Annotated in this window: 20 protein-coding genes; 9 read left to right on the forward strand and 11 right to left on the reverse strand. The window is 38.4% G+C overall.

All coding sequences use genetic code 11. The annotated features are described in order from the left end of the window. Positions 1 to 284: 284 nt before the first annotated feature. Positions 285 to 1,715 (reverse strand): MocR-like pyridoxine biosynthesis transcription factor PdxR, encoded by a 1,431-nt coding sequence (pdxR, locus tag ACEVFT_RS15775; RefSeq protein WP_393950669.1) that lies wholly within the window; start codon positions 1,713 to 1,715, stop codon positions 285 to 287. Between the two features lie 352 nt (positions 1,716 to 2,067). Between pdxR and qoxA the strand changes: the two genes are divergently transcribed. Genes qoxA through qoxD form a run of 4 tightly spaced genes read left to right on the forward strand, consistent with a single transcriptional unit; the run spans position 2,068 to position 5,807 of the window. Continuing rightward, positions 2,068 to 2,958 (forward strand): cytochrome aa3 quinol oxidase subunit II, encoded by an 891-nt coding sequence (qoxA, locus tag ACEVFT_RS15780; RefSeq protein ID WP_205443532.1) that lies wholly within the window; start codon positions 2,068 to 2,070, stop codon positions 2,956 to 2,958. A gap of 20 nt (positions 2,959 to 2,978) precedes the next feature. Further along, positions 2,979 to 4,928, forward strand: coding sequence for a cytochrome aa3 quinol oxidase subunit I (gene qoxB / locus ACEVFT_RS15785; RefSeq protein WP_205443530.1), 1,950 nt, complete (start codon positions 2,979 to 2,981; stop codon positions 4,926 to 4,928). Then, the gene (gene qoxC, locus ACEVFT_RS15790; protein WP_205443528.1) at positions 4,925 to 5,521 is read left to right on the forward strand and encodes a cytochrome aa3 quinol oxidase subunit III; all 597 of its coding nucleotides are present in this window, start codon (positions 4,925 to 4,927) and stop codon (positions 5,519 to 5,521) included. The genes qoxB and qoxC overlap by 4 nt, the downstream gene beginning before the upstream one ends. A 1-nt stretch (position 5,522) precedes the next feature. Next, positions 5,523 to 5,807, forward strand: a complete 285-nt coding sequence (gene qoxD / locus ACEVFT_RS15795) for a cytochrome aa3 quinol oxidase subunit IV (protein WP_205443527.1) — start codon at positions 5,523 to 5,525, stop codon at positions 5,805 to 5,807. A gap of 61 nt (positions 5,808 to 5,868) precedes the next feature. Here the strand turns inward: qoxD and ACEVFT_RS15800 are convergent, their stop codons facing one another. Then, a complete protein-coding gene (locus ACEVFT_RS15800; protein WP_205443522.1) occupies positions 5,869 to 6,423 on the reverse strand; it encodes an XRE family transcriptional regulator in 555 nt (184 codons plus the stop codon). A 142-nt stretch (positions 6,424 to 6,565) separates the two neighbouring features. On the opposite strand from ACEVFT_RS15800, the gene ACEVFT_RS15805 reads away from it, so the two are divergent. After that, positions 6,566 to 7,768, forward strand: coding sequence for an MFS transporter (locus ACEVFT_RS15805; RefSeq protein ID WP_342443678.1), 1,203 nt, complete (start codon positions 6,566 to 6,568; stop codon positions 7,766 to 7,768). Between the two features lie 369 nt (positions 7,769 to 8,137). Here the strand turns inward: ACEVFT_RS15805 and ACEVFT_RS15810 are convergent, their stop codons facing one another. Then, positions 8,138 to 8,530 carry a hypothetical protein gene (locus ACEVFT_RS15810; RefSeq protein ID WP_393950672.1) on the reverse strand — a complete coding sequence of 131 codons (393 nt, stop codon included), beginning with the start codon at positions 8,528 to 8,530 and terminating at the stop codon, positions 8,138 to 8,140. A gap of 493 nt (positions 8,531 to 9,023) precedes the next feature. After that, positions 9,024 to 9,908, reverse strand: coding sequence for a GNAT family N-acetyltransferase (locus ACEVFT_RS15815; RefSeq protein ID WP_393950673.1), 885 nt, complete (start codon positions 9,906 to 9,908; stop codon positions 9,024 to 9,026). Between the two features lie 420 nt (positions 9,909 to 10,328). Here ACEVFT_RS15815 and ACEVFT_RS15820 point away from each other — a divergent pair, with 420 nt between their 5' ends. The 3 genes from ACEVFT_RS15820 to ACEVFT_RS15830 are packed head-to-tail and all read left to right on the forward strand — an operon-like array spanning position 10,329 to position 14,098. After that, positions 10,329 to 11,849: a spore germination protein gene (locus tag ACEVFT_RS15820; protein WP_393950675.1), complete on the forward strand. Its 1,521-nt coding sequence runs from the start codon at positions 10,329 to 10,331 to the stop codon at positions 11,847 to 11,849. 16 nt (positions 11,850 to 11,865) lie between these two features. After that, on the forward strand, positions 11,866 to 12,987 hold the full coding sequence (locus ACEVFT_RS15825; RefSeq protein ID WP_393950676.1) for a GerAB/ArcD/ProY family transporter: 1,122 nt from the start codon (positions 11,866 to 11,868) through the stop codon (positions 12,985 to 12,987). Beyond that, complete coding sequence (locus ACEVFT_RS15830) at positions 12,974 to 14,098, forward strand: Ger(x)C family spore germination protein (RefSeq protein ID WP_393950677.1); 1,125 nt, start codon at positions 12,974 to 12,976, stop codon at positions 14,096 to 14,098. The genes ACEVFT_RS15825 and ACEVFT_RS15830 overlap by 14 nt, the downstream gene beginning before the upstream one ends. 1 nt (position 14,099) lies before the next feature. On the opposite strand, the gene ACEVFT_RS15835 is transcribed toward ACEVFT_RS15830, so the two are convergent. The 5 genes from ACEVFT_RS15835 to ACEVFT_RS15855 form a co-directional block, all read right to left on the reverse strand. Next, complete coding sequence (locus ACEVFT_RS15835; RefSeq protein WP_393950679.1) at positions 14,100 to 15,050, reverse strand: nucleoside hydrolase; 951 nt, start codon at positions 15,048 to 15,050, stop codon at positions 14,100 to 14,102. Between the two features lie 145 nt (positions 15,051 to 15,195). Further along, on the reverse strand, positions 15,196 to 18,366 hold the full coding sequence (locus tag ACEVFT_RS15840) for an ATP-binding cassette domain-containing protein (RefSeq protein ID WP_393950680.1): 3,171 nt from the start codon (positions 18,364 to 18,366) through the stop codon (positions 15,196 to 15,198). Between the two features lie 103 nt (positions 18,367 to 18,469). Beyond that, the gene (locus ACEVFT_RS15845) at positions 18,470 to 18,880 is read right to left on the reverse strand and encodes an SRPBCC family protein (RefSeq protein WP_205443510.1); all 411 of its coding nucleotides are present in this window, start codon (positions 18,878 to 18,880) and stop codon (positions 18,470 to 18,472) included. After that, positions 18,877 to 19,203 (reverse strand): ArsR/SmtB family transcription factor, encoded by a 327-nt coding sequence (locus ACEVFT_RS15850; protein WP_205443508.1) that lies wholly within the window; start codon positions 19,201 to 19,203, stop codon positions 18,877 to 18,879. The genes ACEVFT_RS15845 and ACEVFT_RS15850 overlap by 4 nt, the downstream gene beginning before the upstream one ends. 191 nt (positions 19,204 to 19,394) lie before the next feature. After that, positions 19,395 to 20,081 (reverse strand): Dph6-related ATP pyrophosphatase, encoded by a 687-nt coding sequence (locus ACEVFT_RS15855; protein WP_393950682.1) that lies wholly within the window; start codon positions 20,079 to 20,081, stop codon positions 19,395 to 19,397. A 245-nt stretch (positions 20,082 to 20,326) separates the two neighbouring features. Between ACEVFT_RS15855 and ACEVFT_RS15860 the strand changes: the two genes are divergently transcribed. Further along, the gene (locus ACEVFT_RS15860) at positions 20,327 to 20,788 is read left to right on the forward strand and encodes an NUDIX hydrolase (RefSeq protein ID WP_393950683.1); all 462 of its coding nucleotides are present in this window, start codon (positions 20,327 to 20,329) and stop codon (positions 20,786 to 20,788) included. Between the two features lie 42 nt (positions 20,789 to 20,830). Here the strand turns inward: ACEVFT_RS15860 and proS are convergent, their stop codons facing one another. Beyond that, on the reverse strand, positions 20,831 to 22,267 hold the full coding sequence (gene proS, locus ACEVFT_RS15865; RefSeq protein WP_393950684.1) for a proline--tRNA ligase: 1,437 nt from the start codon (positions 22,265 to 22,267) through the stop codon (positions 20,831 to 20,833). 369 nt (positions 22,268 to 22,636) lie between these two features. Next, complete coding sequence (locus ACEVFT_RS15870; RefSeq protein ID WP_243456169.1) at positions 22,637 to 24,355, reverse strand: sensor domain-containing protein; 1,719 nt, start codon at positions 24,353 to 24,355, stop codon at positions 22,637 to 22,639. Positions 24,356 to 24,568 lie beyond the last annotated feature (213 nt).

A 24,568-nucleotide genomic window follows, 5' to 3' on the forward strand; every position in this document is an offset into this window, starting at 1 on the left:
TTAGTTCTTATTTTAATCAACCTTTTCATAGCAAATCGAGTGAACTACCTCTTCACCTGTGCCTTTCTCTTGCTACCAACAGGTTTGTCCTATCACCTTCTAGATCATTAATAGATTTCATTACTTGTGTGAATAATTGTGAATCCATCCACACTTCCATGATAGTAGTTAGCCTTGATGGATAGTTGTTATCCATGACTCTATCTTAAATTCTTTCCCTCGATTTTAAACCATCCACTTGAGCGCTTTTTCAGTCATCCACTTGTCTATAATTTACAAAATTTCTAGAAGCTATTAAGAGCTTGAGCAAACCTTTTAATCCCTTCATTGATTGAATGGACATCTTCCCTTGCGTAAGTAAAGCGGACAAACCCCTTTTTGGAGCCCATCGTAGATCCAGGAACATAAATAACGCCTCGTTTTATGGATTCCTCAAGTAATTGCGTTTCGTTATATTCCTTCAAAACGTGACACCATAAATGAATCCCACCTTGAGGAATGGAATAAACTACTTGGTCTTTTAAATACATATCGAGGCTTTGGACAATGGTATCTCGTCGTGTTTCTAATTCCTTCACTAAATGCTTCATATGCAAATTGAAATTAGGTGACTCTAAAAAATCATTGGCGATCCATTGCGTGAAACTAGAATGACCAAAGTCAATTTGCTGCTTGGCATCAGATAGTCGCTCAATAACAGATGTAGGACCAACAATCCACCCGATTCGTAGGCCTGAGGCTACAATTTTGGACAAAGAGCTAATATATAAGACGTTCCCATTCTTATCGAGGGATTTAAGCGTAGGCATTTTATCCCCTGAAAAGGCTGTTAGGCTATAGGGATCATCCTCTACTACGGGAATGCCTAGCTTAGAGGATATGTCTAAAACAGCTTCTCTTTTCTTCAAATCTAAGGAAGACCCCGTTGGATTATGAAAATCTGGATTGAGAAAAATCATTTTAATTCGATGTTTTTTATATAATACTTGCAAATCATCCGGGTTAATGCCATCCTTACTGACAGGAAGATAATGGATTTGTAAGCCTGCCGTTTTAAATATAGGTAGATTAAAATTGTAGGAGGGGTCTTCTATCGCGACTGCATCTCCAGGCTTTAACAGGCATTGGACAATCAAATGTAAGGCTTGCTGGGCTCCTGATGTAATCAGTATGGAAGAAGGCTTGGTCTCAATTCCTCTGCTGTTTTTGATATGCCGTGTAAGGGTTTTCCGTAATATTTCACTCCCTAAAGGATGATCATACCCAAGGCTACCGATAAATGAACGAGTTGCCGTGATTTCTCTCAAGGCGCTTTTTGGAAAAAGATCCTCTGATAATTCCCCCGTAGCGAGATTAATTAATTTATGTTCAATAGCCTCTTTTCTAATTTTTTGCGTAACAGGAAGATTGGGTAAAAAGGAGCCAGCCTCAATATAGCGATTCCAGCTAGGAATTCGTTTCCTTGTGATACCCCAAATGTCCTTGCTAATGGTTGTGCCACTCCCACGATTCCGTTCAATCAGCCCCATTGCTTCCAATTCGTCGTATGCACTAACTACCGTACTTCTGTTTACATTCAAAGCGTTTGCTAAATAACGCTCAGATGGTAAAGGTTTATCGGGCGGAAATGTTCCGTCTGCAATCCCCTTTTCAATATATTCTGCGAGCTGTTTATAGATCGCTTTTTTTGCTGTTCGATCAGGTTTCCAATCCATATTTACTCACCTCAGTTATGCCTTCTCCTTTCTTAGCTCTCGTAAATAAGCTAAAAAGGCAATCATACTATAACAATATTTGAAACTAACCATCCATTTCCTTATTACTTTCACCATCCACTTTCGATTTCAATCCATTGCAGTTGATAAAATCCCTTACTTGAAGCGTATTTCCCTCTATAAAATTATACTGAAATTATTTTTCTCGTTTGAGAACATTCTGTGTAATCTGGCAAAACGCCTTGTCTTTCAAATGAAGTGCCCCTATTATAAAAATCAATTGTGAATCGAATTCCATACAAACCCATAGTAGCCTATAGCACTTCAATGAATCAGTTAAAGGGGTTTGTTTATGAAAAAAAGTTGGCTCAGATTAATTGGTCTTTCCACTATTGTCACTATGCTAACTGGTTGTGACCCATTGTTAGTATTAGATCCAAAAGGACCTCAAGCTCAAGTGCAAGCCAAAGATATTATGCTATCGATAGGGATTATGTCCTTTATCGTACTCATTGTTTTTGTGTTGTTAGCTTATATGTTAGTGAAGTTTCGTGCATCTAAGCAAAGCCCTGACTATAAGCCTCCCCACATTAAAGGGAGTACAAAGGTGGAAATCATTTGTGTAGGTATACCCGTTTTAATTGTAGCGTACCTATCCTTTATTTCTGTTGAAAGTAACTATAAGGTGGAATCCACACCAGAGAAATACAAACAGGAAGAGCCGTTAATCATTTATGCTTCAACATCGAACTGGAAATGGCATTTTAGTTATCCAGAGGAAGATATTGAAACCGTGAATTATTTGTATATTCCTGCAGAGCGTCCCATTGAATTTAAACTTTATTCTTACGGACCGATTACAAGTTTCTGGATTCCTCAACTAGGTGGTCAAAAATATGCAATGGCCGATATGGTGAATACATTGCATCTGGCTGCGGATCTACCTGGAGAGTATATGGGAAGAAATGCAAACTTTAATGGTAAAGGGTTCGCTGAAAATACGTTTAACGTAACAGCGGTGACTCAGGATGAGTTTGCTGATTGGGTGAAGGAAGTAAAAGCAACAGCAGAACCATTAACGGAAGAAAAATTTAATACGTTGCTAGAACCAGGACACGTTGGCCAATCAACCTATACTGGCACACATTTAACGTTTTTGCCAGCACCTGAGGGTGAAAATGGTGGACATCAACATGGCACATCACACACGAAAGATCATGCTTCTCAACAAAATGATCATTAATGAAAAGGAGACATAGTCATATGGAGTACTTCGAACGATTTGCTATACCCCATCCAAGCCCAGCTATCTATGCCTCGATGGTTGCGATTGGGCTGACGGTTATAGCGATTATAGTTGGATTAACCTACTTTAAAAAATGGGGCTACCTTTGGCATGAATGGTTAACAACCGTTGATCATAAACGCATTGGTATTATGTATTTAATTTCAGCCCTTCTGATGCTTTTCCGTGGTGGAGCAGATGCGATTATGATGCGTGCACAAATGGCTGTACCTGACAATACATTACTTGATGCGCAGCATTATAATGAAATCTTCACAACACATGGAACAGTGATGATTATTTTTATGGCCATGCCTTTTATTATGGCCTTTATGAATTATATTGTGCCCTTACAAATCGGTGCAAGAGACGTTGCTTTCCCACGGTTGAATGCTTTAAGCTTTTGGCTATTTTTCATGGGGGCTATGCTATTAAATATTTCCTTTGTTATAGGTGGCTCTCCTGATGCTGGCTGGACGAATTATTTCCCTCTTGCAAATAATGAATTTAGTCAATCTGTAGGTACAAATTATTATTTATTTGCCTTACAGATTTCAGGTCTTGGCACATTAATTACTGGTATTAATATGATTGTGACGATCCTCAAAATGAGAGCACCAGGCATGACACTCATGAAAATGCCCATGTTTACATGGTCTTCGTTAGTGGCAAACGTGATTATCGTTTTCGCCTTTCCCGTTTTAACGGTAGCCCTAACGATGGGAACCTTTGACCGACTATTTGCTACTAATTTTTTCACAACGTCCGATGGCGGTATGGATATGCTGTGGGCAAACTTCTTCTGGGTCTGGGGGCATCCTGAGGTTTATATCCTGATTTTACCGGCCTTTGGGATCTACAGTGAGATTATCTCTACTTTTTCTGGACGAAATCTCTATGGCTATAAGTCAATGGTTGGCTCCATGGTGATTATTTCCTTCCTATCGTTTTTAGTGTGGACACATCATTTCTTTACGATGGGACAAGGTGCTTTAACAAACAGCATTTTCTCAATTACAACGATGGCCATTGCGGTACCAACTGGCGTGAAAATTTTTAACTGGTTATTCACCCTTTGGAAAGGAAAAATTGTTTTTACAACACCAATGCTTTACTCCATGTTATTTATTCCTACCTTTACAATAGGTGGTGTAACGGGTGTAATGCTCGGCATGTCAGCAGCTGACTATCAATACCATAACACAATGTTCTTGGTTGCCCACTTCCATATGGTGATTATTCCTGGTGTTGTCTTTGCTATGCTAGCTGGATTACATTACTATTGGCCAAAAATGTTTGGCTTTATGCTGAATGAAAAAATCGGCAAATGGACGGCTTGGATTATTGCGATGAGTACCCTGCTAGCCTTTATGCCCATGTTCTTCTCTGGCTTAGATGGACAAGCACGTCGTATGTATACTTATTCTGCCTCTACAGGTTTTGGGTTGTGGAATATGCTTTCGTTTATCGGCGCAATTGGCCTGACAATTGGCTTTATCTTAATTGTTTACAATGTTATCTACAGTATTCGCTATTCACCAAGAAATGTTGGTTCAGATCCATGGGATGCTCGTACATTAGAATGGGCTACACCAAGCCCAGTGCCGTACTATAATTTTGCCAAGGTACCACACGTGATTTCGACAGAAGCGTTATGGGATGCAAAATATCGTCAGCATGATTTGTTCCCAGAGCCATATGAAAAGATTCATATGCCGAATAATAGTGGTGTGCCTTTCATATTAGGCTGTATTTTCTTTGCATGGGGCTTCTCCTTTGTTTTTGGTATGTGGATACCGACGATTCTCACAACCATTGGTATTTTTATATGCATGGCTCACCGTTCATTGGAAAAAGATCCAGGACACTATGTACCTGTCGAAAAAGTGAAAGCAACGGAATCGAAATTGCGAGGTAGTCAATTATGAAAATCGATCAATCACTTCCTTTAGAATATAGTACTCAGCAAAATCAATTGAATATACTAGGCTTCTGGGTGTTTATCGGTGCTGAAATTATGCTCTTTGGCACATTATTCGCAGGTTATTTTGTCTTAGTGGACCGTACTGGAAATGGACCGACAGGAGCGGATATTTTTGAAATTACACCTGTTTTATTTGAAACGTTTATTCTTTTAACAAGTAGCTTTACCATTGGCTTAGGTATACATGCTATGCGTAAGGGCTATACAAAAGCGATGATAGGGTTCTATATTTTGACACTAGTACTTGGTATCGTATTTATTGGTTTTGAAGTTTACGAGTTTATGCACTATATTCATGTTGGTGCGGGCTTACAGACGAGTGCCTTTACTGCTGCCCTTTTAACAACATTAGGAACACATGGTGCACACGTTACCTTTGGGGTATTCTGGGGAATGTTTATTGTCTATCAACTTATCCAACGTGGCCTGACACCAGAAACTGCCAATAAATCGTTCATCTTCTCCTTATACTGGCACTTTTTAGATGTGGTCTGGATTTTTATTTTCAGCTTCATTTACTTGAAAGGAATGGTGTAACATGAGTGATTTATTCCCACTGAAACAGGTCATGGGGTTTGGCATGTCGATTATCCTTACGATAATCGCAGCATGTGTATATTTTTTCGATCTACCTTTTGCTATTACCATGACCATTTTATTAGTCACAGCATTTATTCAGGCTGGTTTACAATTAGTGGTCTTTATGCACGCTAGTGAAACAAAGGATAAGCCTGCGATTTATACCAACATCTATTATGCATTAATCATCGCTCTCGTGACGATTTTCGGAACATTATTATGCATGATTTGGGGTTATATCTAAAAATAAATAATAAAAAATCGTCCTTTACTATTCAAAGTAAGGACGATTTTTTATGGTAAAACTATGGCGTTGTATACGTTAACGACAACATCAAATGTACTTTTTCATTGGAGCGATTGATGTACGTGTGCAGTTCTTCGCCTTTAAATTTAATGACATCCCATTGGTTCAACTGATGACTTTTCTCCCCTACTTTCATGTCCAATTGTCCATTTAACACAAGCACAATTTCTTCGGACCCTGCTAGGTGACACTCACTATATTCACTATGTGGCTCGATACAGCCTCTATACCACTCTGTTCCATGTGTTTTAAATAATGGTTCAACAAACCAGTCGTTATTATGCCCTGCAAATTGATAGTCAGAGCCAAAACGATGGACTTCTGTATGTTCCTCGAATGTTAATAATGAAACGAGTGGAATATTAAGTCCTCTACATATTTTCCAAAGAATATTAACGGTTGGATTCGTTTCCCCTCGTTCAATTTTCCCTAACGTTAATTTACTGACATTACTGATAGTCGCCAGGTCCTCTAAACTCATTCTTTTGCTTTTTCGAATTTCTCTTAGATTAACGCCAACTTGACCAGATAAGTCAATATTTTCTTCAAGCATTTTGCGCACCCCTTCCATTGACTTCACATAATAAGTATATTATAGTATACAAGTCGATTAATTATAGTTTATTTTTTGTATAAAAAGTTAACTATAGTATATCAAATAATCATTCATATTTATACAAAGAGGTGTGCTTTCTATGATGGCAAAATCAAAAAATCTATCTATTATTTGGAGCGTTTTTTCTTTATTCATACTCTCTATGAATCTACGAGCTTCTATCACGTCCATTTCACCAGTGCTGAAAAATATACAGACTGATTTACAAATGTCGAGTGTAGTGGTCAGTCTACTAACGGCCCTCCCTGTGTTCTGTATGGGGCTCTTTGCACCTTTGGCTGGTAAGCTAAGCGAACGTTGGGGCCTAGAGTTGACGATTGCATTGTCGGTTTTATTAATTGGCGTCTCCACAGCATTGCGTCTAGTGGCAACAACTCCCTTGCTGTTATTATTAACAGCTATTCTTAGTGGGATAGGCATTGCCATTACAGGACCACTCATTTCTGGTTATATTAAAAAGCATTTTCCTAAATCTTCTTCCTCAATGATTGGTGTTTATTCAGCAGGGATGGGGATTGGTGCGTCTCTAAGTGCTGGTTTAGTTGTGCCCGTTATGCATGCTTTTCATCAATCTTGGAACGCAGCTTTAGCGATATGGTCTGTGTTTGCACTAGTGGGGATCATTGTATGGATTCCTATTATCAAAAAATCAAATCAATCGCAAGCTGCAAAGGAAAAAACTATCAGTCAAAAAAGCCGTTTACCTTGGGGAAATAAATATGTTTGGCTGCTGATGGTGATGTTTGGTTTGCAATCGGGTGTCTACTATTCGCTAGCGACATGGCTTGCGCCAAAAGTTCAGGACATCGGTTATAGTGATGGCTATGCCGCAACGACAGCTACCATTTTTTCTGTTATGCAAATGATTTGTAGCTTTATAATTCCGGTTATCATTAATAATAGTGTGAAGAGAAAGCCTTGGTTACTATTATGTGCGTTAAGCTCCTTTATCGGCATTCTGTTACTAATAACGGGTGGAGTTTCCCCTATTTTCTGTGCCACATTAATGGGGATTGGTGCAGGTGGATTATTCCCATTAGCGATGATCCTACCTTTAGATGCAACGACTACCCCAAAGGATGCAAGTGAATGGACAGCCATGATTCAATTTGGTGGCTATATTATTAGTGGTATTATTCCGATGCTTGTTGGGGTCATAAAAGATGTAACCAATACATTTGACGTTGCCCTTTTTGCACTATTATTTATTATAGTTGTCCTCATGCTCCTAACATTAAAGGTAAAAACAAAAAACGAAACAACTATTCGCATTCTTTCCTAACAGAAAAAGTGGGCGTCATCCGTGTGACGCCCACTTTTTGTCTCAAAGCTATTAGCACATGGACCAAAAAAATAGAACACCAAAACATATACCTATCAAAAATAGTACAGCGTAAAGGAATTTTATTTTCATACTTTGCTCATTAAATACTATCCCTGAATAACGGTATGTCCAGTAAATAATAGGAAGCAATAGGATAAAACTAAAAATACCTTCCTTTGAAACAGTCATGCTCGTTTCTGTTATCAAAAAGGTAAAGCCACCTAATACAAAGCCAATGGTATAACTGCTAAATAATAAATGCGTGAGTGTTTTATTTTTTCTTTGTTCCATTAGGACTCCATTCATTAGACCTTATCAAAAGGTATTTCATTTTAATTTTCTTTTTGAAAAAATTTCGAGCTGTTCAAAATTTTTATCGTAGGCGTTTCTTCTATTAAAGTTCTCAAACCAATAGGCTGCTCTTTCTAAATCATTATTCTTATAGAAGATACTCAGTATTTTCTTGTAATTATGGCTGTAATAAAATGCTTGATGTTCTACAAGACTCAGCCCATTATGAAAATGATCGGAAGCCTTTTCATATTCTCTTAGCTCTCCGTATAAAAGCCCCATATAAATCATTGCACTTGATTTTTCATGATCTGTTAATGGCTCCTTTAATGCAGAGGACATGACTTTTATAGCAGTCCGTTTCATAAAAATCATATCGTACAGATTCGCTCTTTTTACAAATCGTTTATATCGTTTAGAAGCCTTCAATTATCGTCAATTCCTCCTCAAGATTGTTGAAACATTATCTATTATAGTTAGACAATCACTGTGAAGATGGTGCTAAAGGATTTATTTTTAGTAGCACTATTTGGCAATAAAAGTGCGAATGGGCCTGTGCTTTCAATGGCAAAATAGAATATGAAAAGACTTAGGAAGAAATCCTCCTAAGCCTTTTGTCATTATTAAATGCATGTCTTCTAGAATGGTAAAAAGTGTGCTCACAACACCACCATCAGTAACTCGTATTGCAACAATGTATGGATATGAGCAATACTCCTTTTTAATTATAGTAGCAATTAAAAAAGCTGCTATGGTATGTGACAGGAGTCGCTCATACTTTATCCAAAAGCGCTCTCACTCTTGCTAAAAGCGCTCACTCTTTATTCAAAAACGCTCCCTTTTCAGCTAAAAGCGCTCATTCTTTAATCAACAGCGCTCCGATTTCAACTTGAAGTGATCAAACAGCCTTCAGAAACGCTTCCTAACAATGGGATGTTAAAGGAAACATAAAATGCCCCTGTAGTAATGGTTTTTTCGTTAGGATAAAAAGTGCGTCGTCATCATTCGGCGTGATAGTGGCTGTCATGCCTGCGATTGTAAAGTCCGGTGTAAAATAGAATACTACTTTTTTGGTTGTATCCTTAATAATGCTTGTTAATACAGCCTCTATATTAATTGCCTGTAAAGAGATGATATCGAAAATATGTAACACCCCTTCTTCCTCTTCCATTAATACAATGGCTGCTACGTCTTCTAAATAGTAAATGGTATGCTGAAATACTAAAGTGAAATAAAACATTAATAAGCTTTCATTGTGTTCAACAGCTAAAATACTAGAATTTATATGTCGATTTTTCGCATAGTTTTCTAACAGTGCGAGATCTTGTTCGATTGTCAGCTGACGTACCTTGGGCACCTTCTTTGGTTGAATAGGATTTTTTGTAAGGTCTAAGCTAAATTCGCTTTCATGAACGCGTGTAAAGCCAAATTTCTGATAAAAATCCAAAACGCTGTCATTGGCGAAAAGATAGATGAAATCACAGGCACTCTCATATTCCTTGAGAATATGTTGCATCAACTGTTTCGCTAAGCCTTGATGGCGATACTGTTCAGCAGTCATCACTGTTCCAATTTGAATGCCGTTTAATCGCTCTCCATTTATTCGTACTGACATTTTATTTATAGAAGCATTTGCGATGACTTTTTCATCCTGTACAAATGAATAGGGAATGTATTGGTCATTCCAATAGCCTTTGTTGTACCAGTCTCGAAAATCTAAACCGAATGTTTGGATTGCTAAATCATTAAAACTTGCCTTTAATTTTTCATTGTGACGATAATCACTAACTAACTCGTATTTTTCCACGTCTATTCCCTCCAAATTTATGTTTCAATCGCTTATTTATATGGGATTTATCACCTCCTAAAAACAGAAAAAGACTCTATGAGAACAAGCTCATAAAGTCCGTTGTTATACACAATATAACTGTGGATTAGACATCGTTATGCTTCTCTTCTTTATCGCAAAAGGGCAATAGTAAATAAACCCTATAATTTTCAAAAAAATTATAGAATGGCCCCTCTATTAAATTCATTGGAATTTAATTTGCGATAATTAGTTTTAGCATAAACGGCTAATCTCCCTTCTGTTTTTAAGAATACTATTATTTTACCATTATTTGTTAGACATGTCTACTTGATGAAAATACATGAAATAAGTATAGAATACCCCTTTAAAGCCAATTCTAGAAACGAAGTTAGCAATGAAGGGAGCCTACCATTCAATATGAACTTTAAACTACCTTTCAGCAAAAAACAACCACCACCAGTCAAAGAGGCACCTAAAGAAAACCTTGTGAGAGTGGCTCATGCCACAGATCATTTTATTCAATCGATTAAAAATGCTACGAATCATCCAGCAGATTTAATCATTAAATCTCTTCCACCAAACGTAACCCTTATTTACATCGATAATCTCATTGATGATCAGACTTTAAATAATGATATTATCGCTAATTTACAGAGTAAACCGCATGAAACACCAGAGGCGATTGAGAGGGTCCTTTCTGTAGCTGAAGTCAATCAATCCAGTCTACTAAGGGAAACAGTAGAATCGATGGTCAATGGTTTTGTGGTAATTCACATAGATGGTTACCCACAAGCTATTTTAGCCAATATTGCTAGCAGAGAGTCTAGAGCTTTGTCAGCCCCTGAAAATGAATCGCAAGTAATTGGTACACAGGTTGGTTTTAATGAGAGTCTATCAACCAATATTTCCTTGATTCGTCGCTACATAGTGAGTCCCAATCTTTGTAATGAAAAAGTAAAAATCGGCACACGGACAAGTACTTCCGTCTCTCTTTTATATATGCGTGGTATTGCTAATGAACAAATGGTCCAAACATTGCGGCAACGAATCACAGATCTTAATATCGATGAGCTGCTTGATAGTGCCGTATTAGCTGAAATGATTGATGATAATTCATTATCTGTTTTCCCTCAAATGCTTTTGACGGAAAGACCTGACAGATTTTGTGATGGCCTTTTAGATGGAAAAGTGGGCGTTCTCGTAGATGGAAGCTCGATGGCTATCGTTGGCCCTCAAACATTTACCGAGTTTTTCCAAAGCCAGGAAGATCAAAATTTAAGGTGGCAAATTGCTACCTTTGTGCGTTTGTTACGACTGGCTGCCTTCTTTTTATCCGTTTATTTAACACCTTTTTATGTAGCTGCTCTAACCTTTCATTATGAAGTGATTCCGCAAGCCTTTCTCGTCCCATTAAGTGAATCGCGGGCCTTGGTTCCTTTCCCGCCTATATTTGAGGCATTGCTCCTTGAATTTATTATTGAATTGCTAAGAGAAGCAGGAGCTAGATTGCCTACTAAAATTGGACAAACGATCGGTATTGTTGGTGGTATCGTAATTGGAACCGCAGCTGTACAGGCAGGGATTACAAGTAATATATTACTGATTATCATTGCGTTAAGTGCGCTAGCATCTTTCACATCGCCAAGCTATATGATGGGCAATGTGATTCGTCTTATTCGCTTCCCTATTATTATACTTGCCGGATTTTGGGGTTTTTATGGTATCATGCTGGCTTTTTGTTTTATTCTTATTCATCTGTTACGTCAGTCAAGCTTGGGAGCCCCGTATATGTCTCCTTTCTACCCACCAAGGTTGAAGGAAATGCGAGATAGTATTATTCGAATGCCTGTCCCATTAACATCGAAAAGACCTGCTTTGACAAGACCGAAAGATGAACATAAATTTGCCCCTGAGCCAGTGAAACCAGAAAAAAGTTGAACTGAAGGTGAAATAAATGGCAAAATCTATACAACTTAGCCCTAAAGATATGATCAATGCTTATTTGCTTTTTTTTGTGGTACACGGCGCTCAAGTCGGGGTGGGTATACAGGGGTTTCAACGCATTATCTATCAGGATGCAAGGCAGGATGCATGGATTTCTGTTCTACTGGCTGGGATTGCCACACATATCGTTACATTTTGTATGATTAAAACGTTAGAAATCTACGGTTCTGATGACCTATACGGAATCCAAATTGATATTTTTGGTAAATGGATTGGTAATTTTTTAAATGCGATCTATGTCATCTATTGCTCCATAGCGTTCTTTTCTGTTTTACGAAATTATATTGAGGTTATCCAGGCGTGGATCTTTCCAAGTATCCAGACCTGGTTTTTGTCAGCAACTTTACTAATCATTATTATCTATGCCTTTACGGGAGGACTTCGAGTCATTGTGGGGGTGTCTTTTTTTAGTGTCGTACTCTCCTTATGGATTTTCCCAATGTTGGCCTTTCCGATGAAGTTTGCTACAGCAGAAAGTCTATTCCCTATTTTAGAAAATGATATTCGCTCCATTTTAAAAGGAGCACAATCGATGACCTTTACCATTATCGGCTTTGAAATCCTAAACGTGATTTACCCCTTTGTAAAAGACAAGAAAAAAATTAGGAAACCTGTTCATTTAGGACTATTAGCTACAACCATCATCTATTTAGCGGTGATGATGGTGTCGATTGCTTATTATAGCGAGGGCAAGCTCTTGAAAACCATATGGGCAACCTTGACATTATTTAGTTTTATCAGCTTCCCTTTTATGGAACGCTTTGAATTTGTGGCCGTGTGTTTTTGGATGTTGATTATTTTACCAAATCTATGTCTTTACTTATGGGCCGCATACCGTGGAGCAATTCGTTTATTTCCGATAAGTGAAAAAATGTTTGTTTGGCTATTTTCATGCATTGTGTTGATTGCAACATTACTGATTCAAACCCGTACGCAGATTAATACGATTAATACTATATTTGGACAAATTGCATTTTACGTGATCTTTGTCTACCCTATTTTACTATGGCCTATTGCACGACTAAAGAAGAACTTCACATCAAAGAAGGTGAAAGAGAATGAAGAAACTTAGAGGGAGATGGATGATTCTTCTATCCTTTGTTTTTTTATATGGATGTGCGCAAACCAATATTTTAGATAAAGTCGGATTAACTACTTTAGTCGGCTATGATGTAGGAACAGAGGATAAAATAAAGACAACGGCCGTCATTCGTGAAGTAAATCCTGAATTCCAAAGTAATGTGGAAATTCTGACAACCGAAAACGATACGAGTAAAGGAAATCGGATGGAAGCCAATCGAAAGCTTTCGAAAAAAATCATGGTTGGTCAAATGAGGGTCCTCCTGTTTGGTGAGGAACTGGCGAAAAATGACCTTCGTTATTATATCGATACAAACCTAGAAAACGCTAGTGTCAGCAATGGGATCTTTATGGCAATTGTGGAAGGTGAAACTGAACCATTATTGAAATACGAATATCAAAATATTGAGGATATTGGGCAGCATATTTTCAGGTTAATCGAACAAAATGTCAAGCAGGAATATATGATTTCCTCTACACTCCATCAAATTGCGCATGATTATTACTCATCTGGAAAAGATTTCGCTATGCCGATTATTAAAAGAGATGAAGAGTTGGTTGAATTAAGTGGAATAGCTCTTTTTAAAGGTAGTAAGATGGTCAGTTCCCTACCAGCAAGAGATAGCTTTTACGTAAAGATTGTCAGAGATACGTTTAAAGTGGGCTTATATGAAACCGTACTTGAAAATGAAGATGTTCCATCCCAAATTCTTCAAAAACCTGCAAATAAAATAACGGTAGCCTTTGATGCGATCCATTCGAAAAGAGAAATGAAGTTAATCGATGCGGATACGCCAACATTTGACCTGAACATTAAAATCAAATCAAGAGTATTAGAGGTGTACCCTGATATTAACCAAGGTGATCCAAAAAGTGTAGCAGCCATGGAAAAGGCAATCGAGAAAAAATTATCGAAGGAAGTACGTAGAGTGATTGCCCATAGTCAGGAAGTCCAGTCTGATATTTTTGGCTTTGGTGAGAAATATAGAAGCGAAGTAAGACATGCTAAGCTAACAAAGGAAAAATGGCATAAGATATATAAAGACATGAAGGTAAATGTCAATGTTGATTTTATCATCTTACGAGATGGAGTTTTTGAATAAGCTAATGCAATGGTTGCCCTGTCATAATCGACAAAAAGTTATGAAAAAATTTGTCGTATTGAATATCAAAGGCAATTCGATGTTTTTTTTCGCCGTTGTTTTTTTCATAAGGTCTTGTTTCGGCAATACTTTGCCCCCTTGCAGGTCCTTCTAATTTATCGACAACAGATACAGGATAGGACTCATAAATGAACATGTCGGGATAAATGATGGCCATTAGGGTTAATGCATCATGCACGGGGCTTCCTAGAAGTGAGGGGTCCCGTTCTTGATAAAAACGCGTATAGTATTCCATTAAGGGTTTCAGGATTTTTGTTTTCCCATAGGAGTCAATATAGTCTACCATCCCAGGTGTGACAATGGCCTTTTGCGTAGCATTCAATGGTATGATTGTCACATTTGTTGCATAGGTAAGCACAATATTAACGGCAAAAGGATCGCCATGAAAATTCGCCTCTGCTACCGTCGTCACATTACCAGGCACCCAAAATGCTCCACCCATAATATAAAATTCCTTCACGCTTTTCATAAGCTCTTTGTAAAGGATGAACATTGTGGCAAGTGAGGTTAATCGCCCAATATTAACAATAATCAGCTCATCATCCTTATATCTTTCAATAATGTTGACGATTTCAAAAAAGTTCTCAATTTTTAATTCGTGATCATCATTCGGTATGATGGGTCCAAGTCCTCGTTCACCATGAATTTCTGGATAATAGGTGGGCTGCTCGCCAGTTAAAGGTACTTCTGCTCCTAAAATAACGGGAATCCCTTGAGGAAAGTTAAACAATTTCATGACATAATAAATATTGGACACCGCATCTTCTCGTGATACATTGCCGTAATCTGCAACAAGTCCCACAATTTCTATTGCTTGATTGAGCCGTGCATAGATTAGTGCCACCGTATCATCAATGCCAATATCCCCAAATAACAGCACTTTCTTCACCAAAGAATAGCCTCCCTTTTACTTCCATTACTGTTATCCTTATAGTAATCAAAGCTGACATTGATTATGATTTTTTTTGGAAAAATTAGTGTGTCATTCTAGTCCAATGAAAGAAAACCCATTTGCCGAAGCACATGGGTTTGATGAATTAGTTATTTGATTGAAGGAACTGATAGACTGCCATCATTTCATGTTTATTCAATTCGCGAATACGATTAAAAATAGGAATATTGGCAACGGCCTCAAGATCGGAGCCCTCTGTTACAACATCGCTTACAGTACCAGTTAGCCATGTTTCCACATCAACGCCATCCACGATTTCCTTGCGCCCCTCCTTATTAATGCCACTTGCACCACAGCTTACACATGGCACGGTTAATTTATGGACACCGTCATGCAGCCCATCTTCAGAAAGCACCTTTTTGCCTTTACAGAATGGACAGGAGTGACTAGCTTTTACTTTATTGATTTGGGTGACGATTTTTTTGTAGCCAAATGCTTCATAGACATATGTTAGTTTTTTGTATTTACCATTCGTAAAATATTGGTCAATAATATGTTCTCTTGTCTCCTGTATAGTAGCAAAATCACAGATGGTTACTTGATTTTTACGGCTGATGTTCTCTAGATTATCCTTGATTTTGTCCCAGAACGGAAAAGCGTTTTGTAGCACGATTTCATAGCCGACAAAACTGGCTAGCTCTAATTCCAGCATTTTCAGTGATACCTGTGTTTCTCTTGGCAATAAGGAAACATCTTGTAGCAGTGACATATCTCCGCCAACGATGGCTTTGATTTTTTCTAGTTGTGGTAAGTTGCCTACAGTGTTGATGACTTCATCAAGTGGCTGATGAATCAAGTCGCGAATATCTGTGTCCCCAAATCGCAATTTCTTGTGGTGGTTGAGCACAGTGCCATGACAAATTGGGCAAGGCACCATTTCTCTTGTTCCCTTCATTTGCTCTTTAATAATGGATTTCGAAATCACGATATAACGACCAATGATAAAATTAAAGCCCTCCCACTTTTTCGAGGATTTCGTTGCTTTATCGTAAAAGGATTTTTCCCAATAACCATATAAAAATGTATGCTTTTCTTCCTCAGTCATGTCATGATAGCTTTTACTGATATCCTGACCAAGCTCATTTTTTATTTGCTCAAAGAGAAACGCTATTTTGGCATGTTGATAGTATTTCAAGACCTCCATGATGTCTGGATGTAAGAGACCGTCCCAAAATGGCACGTTTTTGTCTTGTACGACAAGATCAAAATCGAATTTTTCAATTTCCAATCGACCAGAGCAGCTAGGACAATGATTTTCTTGGCTGTAAAAATCAAAGCTTCTTGTATCCTTATTCGTTGGATGTGCAGCCACAATATGATTGATCAGACCACCTATTTCATAGAGAAAACTATATTGGCTATATAAATGTCTTTCCAAATCAATGGCAACAACAGGGGCAATCTTATTGGATTCGTATTCACCGTAAATAAGACGAGCCATGGAAGATAAGCTTTTTAAGATGCCACCCTTATAAATATTTTCCGCATTTTTAAAATAGCTAATATGGTTGTCTTCTAAGTATTGAATGCCATTCCGTGTTGCGAGTGTAGATGCAATTTGTAATGGAGCTGTACCCGTTGAATGGTTATCCTGCTTAAAATAATCGTCATGACTGGTCACATCAAGATGTGTTACAGGCTCCTGCTGTCTTCTACCGAAGTCCACAACAAAATCTGAGCTTTCCAACATATAGGCATTATGCTCAATCATCATGATGGAGATGGTTTCATCCTCTAGGATGTCCCTTACACTATCAATGAACTGGTTTAAAATATTTTGAGATAGCCCTTTAGAAGGCTCGTCAAAAATAAATAATGTATGTGGATTACGCGAGTTGGCAAATAACTCTGAGACTAAATGCACACATTGGAATTCACCAGTCGATAGGGATTGCGTTTTTCTTTCAAGTGTTAAATAGCCTAGTCCAAGCTTAATCAACAAGCTTAAACGTTTATGGGCGATGTCTTCATTAGGTAGTTCATCGATTATATCTTCAATCGAGCGCTGGAAAATATCATCAATATCTTCACTATATTTTGTTAGTTTCTTTTTAATATCAAGGAATGTTGCCACAGTAGATCGACTCGTAATCGATTGGTTTCGATCTTGCCCAACCATCACGAGTTTGTCCTTTGGATAGCGTTTGACAAAATCTTTAGCGATACACTCATTGACAAGCGTTGATTTTCCACAGCCAGACTCCCCCGTAAAGGTAACAAGTCGGTTTTGAGGAATGTCTATCTCGTCTATTTGGATATTACGGCAATGGAGGTCTCGGAATTGATAATAGGATATTGGCGCTGCTAGGTTTCGCTCCCAATACATAGGCTTTGGTCGTGGAGATTCTTCAACGATTTTCCCACCGTATTTTCCACTACCTGGTCCAAAGAATAGATGCTTGTCTGCTGTGTCTAACACCGTATCAGAATGATCAATTAGCCAAATTTGGTTTTTAGCGCCGAGTTGTTGAATTTGCTCTAAAATTTTCAGTAAGGTGTTATGGTCAAGGCCCACAGAAATTTCATCAACAATAATCACTGTGTTTTCGCTTGTCGCCATGAATTCTGCTAAGTAAAGTCTTGTTAATTCTCCACCTGACAATGTCCCCATAATACGATTTAATGTTAAATAGCCAATATTCATTTGCATAATATTGTGAAGAATATGCTGTTTTTCTTCACTGATATTTAATTCTTCTGATAAGGAATAGATGGCCTCGATACTTAAATTGTGAATATCAGAAACACTATAAGGTTCATTCCATAAAGTGATTTTATGTTGCTCCACTTCTGGGCTATAGCGCTTTCCTAAACATTTTTTACATTCTACATTTTTGGTTGTGCCTCGTCCTTTACACGCAGGACACCAGCCTAACGCATTGTTAAAGGAAAACATCTCTGGCGAAAGATGAAACTCATCTGCCAGTCGATGACGAATTTCTTTAAAAACACCTGTATGCGTGCCAACTGTGGAGCGTGGATTGCTGGAGATTGAGGATTTTCCTAGAAAAAGTACAAGGGGCATATCCTCCATTTTGATGGCACTGAAGTTCGTTTCCATAATGTTTGGAAACAAATATTGATATTCAGCCTTTGGCAATAAGGAAACGAGACGTTTTTTAGATTCTTCCCCAATCGTCTGACAAAAGGTCGTTTTCCCTGAACCAGACAAACCTGCTATCGCTAACGATTGATCTTCTGGTAAAACGACATCTAAACGGCTGATATTATTGGCAATTAGTTCATTAATCTTCATTTAGTTATCCTTCCATTTAAGAAAATTAAAAGATTTGACTGAAAATGAAAGAACACAATTCTTGCTACGGAATTGCGCTCTCCTTTTTGTCATTTAATTTACACTAAGCTAATACTTTTTCAAGCTGCGCACTCATATTTGTCCAAGCATATGTTGCGCCCTCGATTGCCCCTTGACGTGCCTTTGTTTCTTCGCTGAAGCCACCTTGATCTAGATGAAGCTGAGTCGAGCCATCTGCTTCCTGTGTTAATGTCCATGTAACTGTCGTTGTCTCACCAGCACTTGTCCAAGTATAAGATAATTTGTGAGGCTCTTCTATTTCCAGCACCTCACAGTCTACAATGCCGTCCCACCATTCATTTGGTTCAGCACGGAATTGGAATTTATGCCCTACAACTGGTTGGAAGTCATTGCTCCATATCCATTTTGCTAGCGTGTCTGAATCAGTTAAAGCATGCCATACCTGTTCGATGGAGCTTGTAAATTTAAAATCTAATGATACATCTGGTTTCATTTTTTTTCCTCCAATAAAAGATGTAATTTCGCGATTCTTTCTTTCCAAAATCCTTCATAAAACGATACCCAATCTTGTATTTCTTTCAATGGAGCTGCATTCAAACGATACCTCGTCTCTCTCCCTTCCTTACGAGCAATGACAAGGCCTGCATCTTTCAGGATGGCTAAATGTTTCGAAACAGCGGTACGCCCCATGTCAAATTGAGCGGTTAATTCGTGAAGCGGTAACTCATCTACCTCAGCTAATAAACGGATCAACTTTCGTCTAGTTGGGTCAGCAATGGCTACATAAACGTCACGCTCTTGATGATTGTTATTCAAAACCACCACCCTTTCTAATAGGACACTGATTGGTGTCTTAATTATATGACACCAAATAGTGTCCAGTCAATTATTATTTTGGACAAAGCGATAGGGGTTCTATACGTACAAGGTAGAATTAGCCGAAATACAAAAAAGTACAGAGGCAAGAACCTTTGTACTTGAAGTTAATTATTCATTTGTATCTTCATTTATGCCAGTTCTAAAGGTAAGAATGCGTAGTCTCCATCTCTTATAATGGAACATTTGCGCACCGCAATTGGCTGCCGGAAAAGTGGCCCATCAATGACAGTTGTATGGAATTCTCCCCCTTCACCGCAAGGATCAATATTCCGGGCTTCAAGCTCCTTTACATATTCAGGGGTAAGTACACGTCCTAAATCGTCCTCCGTCATGCCTAAGGATATGTTGACCGTGACAATCATTGTGACAAAGCCTAGCTTCATAAATTCATCGACAGCCTCTCGATGGTTCATCTCCCATAATGGCATGCCTAGCTTTAAACCAACCCTTTTAGTGACTTCATCATGCCAGCAGCCATGCGCAGGCATATCTAAGTCTCCTGTCACTAATACCTCTGCCCCTTGCTGCTTTGCATTTTCTAGGAGTCCTACAAATACTTCTTCATAATCGGCCCAACTTGCCGCAGCTGTATAGACTGGCAGCCCAATAGAGTCAGCTTGTGCCTGGATAAGCTCAGGTGGCATCCCATGGGATCTTGAACGTTTCCCTTCTTCTTCCAACATCACAATGAGTCCCATTGCTTGGCCCACCTGTGATGCTTTATATAAAGCTAAAACACTATCCTTGCCACCACTGAACGAAGCAATAAATGTATGATTTTGTGCATTCTGTTTCCAGTCGGTTGTGTTGGTCATTTCCTTGTCTCCTTGTACTGTTCATCTTCTATTAGAGCGTCATCCATTTGAATAGCTGGCAACCCTTGATTGATTTTAATATTGAGGTAGTGATCGACTAATCATGGTAATGTTGTCATATATACTCCTATTTCTTTAGGAAATTTTCAGGAACAAACACCCCTTCATTTTATCACAATCATGATGAGAATTTGGCGAAATATATGTTAAGGTTTAGATAGATTGCAAGAAACGGAGGGTGCACTATGAGTGATTATGTAACCAAATTAAGACAATTAGTTGGATCAATGCCTATTATATTAGTAGGTTCTACCGTCATTGTATTAAATGAGGAAAGAGAGGTCCTCCTGCAATGTCGTTCTGATAATAAAATGTGGGGGCTACCTGTAGGAGCTATGGAGCCAGGAGAAACGCTTGAAGAAACAGCGGCACGAGAATTATACGAAGAGACAGGATTACGTGCAAGCAATCTTCAGCTTTTAAGCATATTATCAGGTCATCAGGATTATTTTAAATATCCAAATGGGGATGAGGTCTTTGGCGTAACAGCGGTCTTTTTAGCTGAACAGGTAAATGGTCAACTATCCGCGTTAGATGGTGAAAGCGTAGCGTTAAACTATTTTTCTTTAGATGCATTACCTTCTCATCTTGTTAAGAAAGCACAGGATATTATTGTTCACCATCTAAACATGAAAAACCCGAACTAATTACATCATTGTTCGGGCTTTCTGTTCATACGGCTTTGTTATTTAGTAAGCTTGTGCAAACCAAACTGTATGCTTTGCTTCGTTTCCACAGCCAATACATGTTGTTTTCGTTGTTGGTGGATTAAATGGAATATTGCGAGATGTGTATTTTGTTTCTTCCTTCACTTTTTCCTCGCACGCATCCTCTCCACACCATCCAGCAAGTACCCAGCCTGGGATTGTGCCATTGTCTTTAGCTGTGTCAATATACTGTTGTAATTGTGGAAGTGTGTCAATCGTCGTATGAGCGTTTGCTTCACGGAATTGACGAGCTTTTTCTAGTAAGCGTGTTTGCATAGTCGTTAGCTCTTCTTCAATAGCTGTGATAATTGTAGCTAAATCGACTGTTCGTTTTTCCTCTTCATCACGTGCTTTCAGTAAAGCTTGCTTGTTTTCTAGGTCACGTGGCCCTAATTCAACACGTACAGGTACCCCTTTTAGCTCCCATTCATTGAACTTGAAGCCTGGTGATTGGTCCGAGTCATCCAGACGTACACGAATCCCCTTCGCTTTTAAGGCAGCGAAAATCTCATCTAAATGCTCCATGATTTGAGGGTTCTTTTTCCATGGACCTACTGGAATTAAAACGACTTGCGTTGGCGCGATGCGTGGAGGTAAAACAAGTCCCTGCTCATCACCATGCACCATAATAACTGAACCAATTAAGCGTGTAGATGTACCCCAAGATGTTGTGTGAACATATTCATGCTGGTTCGCTTTATTTAAATACTTGATGTTAAAGGCTTCTGCAAATTTTGTTCCTAAATAATGCGATGTTCCTGCTTGCACAGCCTTGCCGTTTTTCATCATCGCCTCAATAGAGTACGTATCGACAGCCCCTGCGAAACGCTCAGAAGGGGTTTTTTGTCCATCATAGACAGGAATTGCTAGCACTTGTTCCACCACTTCTTTATAAATTTCGAGCATTTGCATTGTTTCCTGACGAGCATCTGCTTCATCTACGTGTGCTGTATGCCCCTCTTGCCATAAAAATTCAGAGGTACGAATAAAAGGCAGTGTTTTCTTTTCCCAACGGAAGACATTTGCCCATTGATTGATTAGCACTGGTAGGTCCCGGTAGCTTTTAATCCAATTAGAGTAAAGATGCCCAATCATCGTCTCAGATGTTGGACGAAGGGCTAGCCGTTCTTCTAGTTGTTCTCCTGCTGCCTCAGTTACCCAAGGAAGCTCAGGTGAGAATCCTTCAATATGATCCTTTTCCTTTTGGAAGAAGGATTCAGGAATCAGCATTGGGAAATAGGCATTACGATGTCCTGTCTCTTTAAAGCGACGATCCATTTCCTCCTGAATATGCTCCCAAATTTCGTAGCCATCTGGCTTAAAGGCGATACAGCCTCGAACAGGTGTATAATCCATTAAATCGGCTTTTTGGATGGTCTCAATATACCATTTCGAAAAATCTTCTAGTTGTTTTGACATGTGTTCTCCTCCTATTTTGTTAAATGAATACTTGTTCAACCCGTATGAAGATTTAGCTGAAGCAAGAAAAAAAAGCACAAAGCTGTCCTCTGAATAAGGACGTCTTTGTGCTGGAATGACGTGGTACCACCTTGATTTAGCTTTAAGTAGAATATAAAGCCCTCTCACGTTTGGTAACGAAAACGACTCGGTTATGTTTGCATAACATCTCCGTGGTAGGTGTTCAGTCAAGAAGCGGTGATATAGCTCTCAGCAGTTGCTATATTTTCTGTTTCACAATTCTTACTTACTTGGCCACATCATCAAATGGTCTATCATGTTAACAGTTTTACTTTATCCCACTTTAGCAAAATCATTCAGGAATAGCAATTAATAACTGGATTTATTTGTGACAGAATTAACAATGAGATTCGTAAAATCTCCTACCGATAAAGGCTTACTGAAATAATAGCCCTGCACATATTCACAGCCGTGCTCACGCAGTACGTTTAATTCAGCTTCCTCCTCCACACCCTCAGCTACTACTTGTAGGTTTAAGGCATGGGCTAATGAAATCATGGCCGAAATCATGGCGATTCCCGATTTTTCAGGCACGATATCACGGACAAAGGCACGATCTATTTTAAGCACATCCACCGGGAATTTTTTTAAGTAGTTTAGCGATGAATAGCCCGTCCCGAAATCATCTAATGAAATAGTAATACCCAGTGCTCGTAATTGCTTGATTGTATCAATTAAATCTTCCGTATAATCAAGCATACTCATCTCGGTAATTTCAATTTCTAATAAATTAGGGTCAATGCCTGTTTCTGCAATGACACCACGCACCATATCAACAAAGCCACCTATGCTAATATGAATGGGCGAAATATTCACGGCTACTCGCAAGGATAATTCATGTGATTCATTCCAAAGACGAGCTTGTGCACATGCTTTACGTAAAACCCAGACACCGATATCATTAATCAGTCCGCAATCCTCCGCAAATGGAATAAAACGATCTGGCGGAATATGCCCTAATTCAGGGTCGTACCAGCGCAGCAATGCCTCCATACCAATAACAGAATCTGTTTTTAGGTCTATTTTAGGCTGATAATGTAATTCTAGACGATCCTGTTTTAATGCTTGATGTAATTTCGTTTCTAATAAAAGCCATTTATCATTGGCCTCATCCATATTGTCACGATACAGGCGATATTGATTGCCTCGTGTAGATTTTGCTGCATACATAGCAATATCTGCGTTTTTCAATAATTCTTCTACGGAGTTTGCATGATCCGGGAATATACTGATGCCGATGCTGATACTTGCATAAAATTCATAGGTGTCGACAATAAAGCTTTCATTGAAGACGCTAATAATTTCCTTAGCCATTTCCTCAATGCGACTGACGTCATTTAAAATCATGACAAATTCATCGCTATTGTGGCGATAGAAAGAATTTGATGTATGATCAATATTGCGCAGACGATTCGACATTTCCACTAAAAACATATCGCCGATAATATGACCAAGTCCGTCGTTAATGTGTTTGAAACGATTCACATCAATGAAAAATAACGCAAACTTCTCTCCTGTACGTCGAGATTGATGAAATTCATTTTCTAAACGCTGTTCTAATTTGCGACGATTTGGTAGCCCTGTTAGTTCATCATGATAGGCAATGTGAGTAATTTTTTTAATGTCCTTTTGCGCTGTAATATCTACGCGAATGGCAATATATTGATAAGGCTTTCCCTTTTCATCTAGGAACGGGATAATCGTTGTTTTCACCCAATATAAACTGCCATCTTTCGCACGATTGCACACCTCGCCATTCCACATATCGCCATTACCGATTGTTTTCCACATCTCTCTAAAGAAAGATTTAGGATGAAAGCCTGAATTTAGTAAACGGTGATCTTGGCCAACTAATTCTTCACGCGTATACTTGGAAATTTTACAAAAATGATCATTAACAAAAGTAATTTTTCCGGTGCGATCTGTAATCGCTACAATGATGGAACTATTCATGGCGGAAAAGATATCTTGTAATTCTTTTAGACTGTAGTTCATTTGATTAATACTACTAGGCGTGATATTCATCATTTTCATTCTCCATTCATTAAAATATGAAGGGTTTGGTACTTTTGCTTTATCTTACAGCGAGGTATAAAGTTGTGGTATATCGCCCTTTTTTATGTAATTATATTATAGTCTTAGAAAAGCAGTTAATTCAACCCAAATCTCAAAAACATTCAAAGCTACATTTGATAGTTTTTAATAAAACAGACAAAATTTAGTGGATATTAACACCTTGAA

It is taken from the genome of Lysinibacillus sp. PWR01, from assembly GCF_043359455.1.
Classification (GTDB): Bacteria; Bacillota; Bacilli; order Bacillales_A; family Planococcaceae; genus Lysinibacillus; species Lysinibacillus fusiformis_F.

Bases quoted from the DNA above. Each gene is read 5' to 3' on its own strand.
- ACEVFT_RS15845 (WP_205443510.1), bottom strand. From the start codon at position 18,880: ATGAAACCAGATGTATCATTAGATTTTAAATTTACAAGCTCCATCGAA.
- ACEVFT_RS15825 (WP_393950676.1), top strand. From the start codon at position 11,866: ATGGCAAAATCTATACAACTTAGCCCTAAAGATATGATCAATGCTTAT.
- pdxR (WP_393950669.1), bottom strand. From the start codon at position 1,715: ATGGATTGGAAACCTGATCGAACAGCAAAAAAAGCGATCTATAAACAG.
- ACEVFT_RS15870 (WP_243456169.1), bottom strand. From the start codon at position 24,355: ATGATGAATATCACGCCTAGTAGTATTAATCAAATGAACTACAGTCTA.
- qoxA (WP_205443532.1), top strand. From the start codon at position 2,068: ATGAAAAAAAGTTGGCTCAGATTAATTGGTCTTTCCACTATTGTCACT.
- ACEVFT_RS15820 (WP_393950675.1), top strand. From the start codon at position 10,329: ATGAACTTTAAACTACCTTTCAGCAAAAAACAACCACCACCAGTCAAA.
- ACEVFT_RS15805 (WP_342443678.1), top strand. From the start codon at position 6,566: ATGATGGCAAAATCAAAAAATCTATCTATTATTTGGAGCGTTTTTTCT.
- ACEVFT_RS15800 (WP_205443522.1), bottom strand. From the start codon at position 6,423: ATGCTTGAAGAAAATATTGACTTATCTGGTCAAGTTGGCGTTAATCTA.
- ACEVFT_RS15860 (WP_393950683.1), top strand. From the start codon at position 20,327: ATGAGTGATTATGTAACCAAATTAAGACAATTAGTTGGATCAATGCCT.
- qoxC (WP_205443528.1), top strand. From the start codon at position 4,925: ATGAAAATCGATCAATCACTTCCTTTAGAATATAGTACTCAGCAAAAT.
- ACEVFT_RS15855 (WP_393950682.1), bottom strand. From the start codon at position 20,081: ATGACCAACACAACCGACTGGAAACAGAATGCACAAAATCATACATTT.
- qoxB (WP_205443530.1), top strand. From the start codon at position 2,979: ATGGAGTACTTCGAACGATTTGCTATACCCCATCCAAGCCCAGCTATC.
- ACEVFT_RS15840 (WP_393950680.1), bottom strand. From the start codon at position 18,366: ATGAAGATTAATGAACTAATTGCCAATAATATCAGCCGTTTAGATGTC.
- ACEVFT_RS15830 (WP_393950677.1), top strand. From the start codon at position 12,974: ATGAAGAAACTTAGAGGGAGATGGATGATTCTTCTATCCTTTGTTTTT.
- qoxD (WP_205443527.1), top strand. From the start codon at position 5,523: ATGAGTGATTTATTCCCACTGAAACAGGTCATGGGGTTTGGCATGTCG.
- proS (WP_393950684.1), bottom strand. From the start codon at position 22,267: ATGTCAAAACAACTAGAAGATTTTTCGAAATGGTATATTGAGACCATC.